The following is a 3,150-nucleotide window of genomic DNA, read 5'->3' on the forward strand; positions in this document are numbered from 1 at the left end:
AGACTGATATCAACAAATGATAGCAAGCTATACTGATCGCTTGGTGCGTGGTTAACTCGGAATAGGTTTTGGTAAAAGGTTAAAAGTTAAAGGTTAAAGGTTAAAGGTTTTTTCTTTCCCCTTTTCCCCTTCCCCGTTTCCCCTTAACCGTAAAGTATTGGTAGAGGTCGCATTCATCGCCAAGCCTTTATTTATACTTTGTATTTAGGATGCCCAAAACGGTATAGTGTTTAACCGATCTCAAAATGGTGAATAGCGTACCGAGAAGTACAACCCATTTTCTTGGAGCGATCGCCTTTCACCATCCACTGAGATCAGAGGAATGCCCCAATCTAGGCGGGCTAAGAAGTCATCGCCCTGTTTCCACAATAGCCCGAACCCAGTACTAAGAAGTGTACTTGGTGATGGATTTTCGCCCTTAACATTCCAGCCTTTGCCAACTTCAATGAAGGGTGTCAGTTGCAGCACCCCGTCAATCTTTTTCGCGCGGACAATGGGGACTCGAAATTCTGCGGAAAATAACAGACCATTATCTGTGAGTAATGCGTCTTGACGATAGCCTCGTACACTTAGCTGTCCACCAAGACCAAATTGCTCCAAAGGCACTAGGGAATCTGCTGCCAATTGGAAATCGCCCCTAGCTAAAAATAAAGTATCCGGTGCTAATTGCCGCACCCACTGCGCCTGTCCCCGCCATGCGAAAAAGCGGCTATCTGGTTCATTATCACTGACATTAGCATCGAACCAATCTACGCCAAAGCTCAATTGCGATCGCGCCGCAAATACATACTGGTTACTTCGTTGGGTATATTCTTGAAAAAAGCGCAGAGCCGAAATATTAGTTTTTCCGTTCGCATCTGCACCAGGGGAGAGTTTAAACGGCCCAATGTTGTCAATTCCTAACTCAGTTTGGCTTTCCTGACGCGAAAATGACAGCCCGATTGCCAATTCTTCGGTTGTTTTTTGCAGCAGTGGTTGCCGATAGCTCAATTCGTAAGAACGGCTATTTGACTGAATATCAAGAACGTTGAATGGCTTTTCAATGACGCGATTCCATCCCTGGCTAAAACCGAAAGATACAGTGCCATTACGGGGATTAATTGGCAGCGCGTAATTGACATTAACTGTATTACTGCCATCGGTGTTGGCGTATCCCACACTCAGAGTATCGCCCAAGCCCAATAAATTGGCTTCTTGCAGATCCACTCCTCGACGAAAACTGCCGACACTGGGCGATCGCCCATTATCTAGATTTGCTGTCAGTTTAAAAGTTTCTGCTTCTTCAACCTCAACTTGCAACACATTAGTTCCCACTTGCAGTCCTGTTTGCAACTCGGCTGACAGGTTTTGAATCCGCGGATCGAGACGGAGTAGTTGTAGTTTTTCTAGTAAGCGCGGTATGTTTAGCGGTTTGCCAGTACCAAGTTGGATGCGATCGCGAATGTATTGACTATGCAATCGTCTATTACCGATAATCTTGATTTCTTGCACAGTGCCTTCGATCACCTGAATTTTGATCACCCCAGCTTCTACTGTCTGTGGTGTAATCAACGCCCCTGTAGTTACATAGCCGTTATCAGTGTAAAGCTTTGTGATGGCATCTCTAACTTGCAACAACTCAGCAAAGGTCAGTTCTCGTCCCACAAAAGCAGCTGTGACAGCGGTAAACTGTTCTGCTTTGAAAACTGTACTGCCCAAAACTTCAATGCGATCAACCCGAAATCTGGCATTAAAGTCACCCTGTTCCCCAATTGGCTGATTCGGTAGTTCTGGGGATGGAAGCAGTTGATTCTTGTCTGTTGGCTTGGGTAGAACATCTGACGGTAACGGAGTTTCAGGAATATCCTCTAATCGACCTGGGGGTAATGTCTGAGGATTGGGAGTCTGGGCGATCGCATTTTGATAGTTGCATAATACTGCTGCGATCGCAAAGCTAAGTGTTAGACATCCAGAAAAAATCCTCAGTTTGCCCGCGAACTTGCCTACCTCTGGCTGATTTATAACCAAGGTTCTTCTAATCATTATTTGTAATTAAATAAATTAAATTACAGATCGAATCCTTAATACTTCTAAAGTATAAGTAAATACATGGCAGCCACTATATCTAACTTAAATTTTTCTAAAAAAAATCAGTAATATTACTATTTATCAAGGAAGGCATCAGGCAGTTATTGCTGGAGGAAAACTGCCTGATGCTCTCTGTTTCCTGCCGCGACCAGAGGGAAGTTCACGGTTTAAGACTCCCACTGTTGCGTCAGCTTCCCGCTTTCTTACGCAAATGTATCAAGATGATTGCACAATATCCCAAAAAAAAGTCAGAGTGGAGGAAGTCTTCACTCTGTTAGCGGCGTCGGAGCGTCACCTTATAAGAAAGTGTTCTTATTGAAATCCCCTAACTTTAATGCGGATTAACCGTTAGCTGATAACTGTTAAGGACTATACACTCACAAATTGAAATGTACTTACCCTGGGTTTCTTTTTTGTACAGTGTGATTTCCTAGTTTTCAGAGGCTTTTTCCTCCTTAGAAGAAAGAGAGCGAATTAACTCTCTAATTACATCAGTTGCGGGTCTTCCCGTGATTGAACAGTATTGTTCAAGTCTCTGTGCCTCACTTGATGTGAGGTTGATTGTAAGTCGTTTAGCAGCCCATTTTTTATTCATGTATATGTATTAGACAAGCTATGTTTTAAACTACTTCTCTAATATCAATCATGTAAACTGCTACTACAATGGTATAAGTAATGACATTTGATTCAAGTAATCATGAAGTTGGATAGGATATTTTTATAAACAATAGTGAAGAGGTAAAGTATATCCTAGAGTATAAAGTTTAGCTACTTTCTGGGCAGCAATTGTAAATAAAATGTAAAAATAAGATCAAAAATATGTAGGACAAATAAGTGTTATTACGCACTACATAAGGAAAATAGTACAAAAAACTTTGTAATGTCATATCACTCCTCTAAGCTCGACTTTATCCAAAATTAAGAACTCGGTTTTCTTTATCCGGCAAAAGCCTGGCTTTTAGCAAATACTTTTTCCACATCACAGATTATTCATGAAGCTATAACTGAACAATTCTGTACCCCAAACGTTTCCGCGATAGCGTAGACTTCACATTGAGTAAAATAGGATAAATTCGACCTAAT

The 3,150-nt window shown here is 41.7% G+C and carries 2 protein-coding genes; both read right to left on the reverse strand.

Translation table 11 applies throughout. The annotated features are described in order from the left end of the window. Positions 1–240: 240 nt before the first annotated feature. Positions 241–2,022, reverse strand: a complete 1,782-nt coding sequence (locus tag RRG12_RS42205; protein WP_420760642.1) for a ShlB/FhaC/HecB family hemolysin secretion/activation protein — start codon at positions 2,020–2,022, stop codon at positions 241–243. 475 nt (positions 2,023–2,497) lie between these two features. Further along, entirely contained in the window at positions 2,498–2,662 is a 165-nt protein-coding gene (locus RRG12_RS42210) for a CopG family transcriptional regulator (RefSeq protein ID WP_084226972.1), read from the reverse strand. Positions 2,663–3,150: the final 488 nt, after the last annotated feature.

It is taken from the genome of Nostoc sp. CALU 546, from assembly GCF_048836525.1.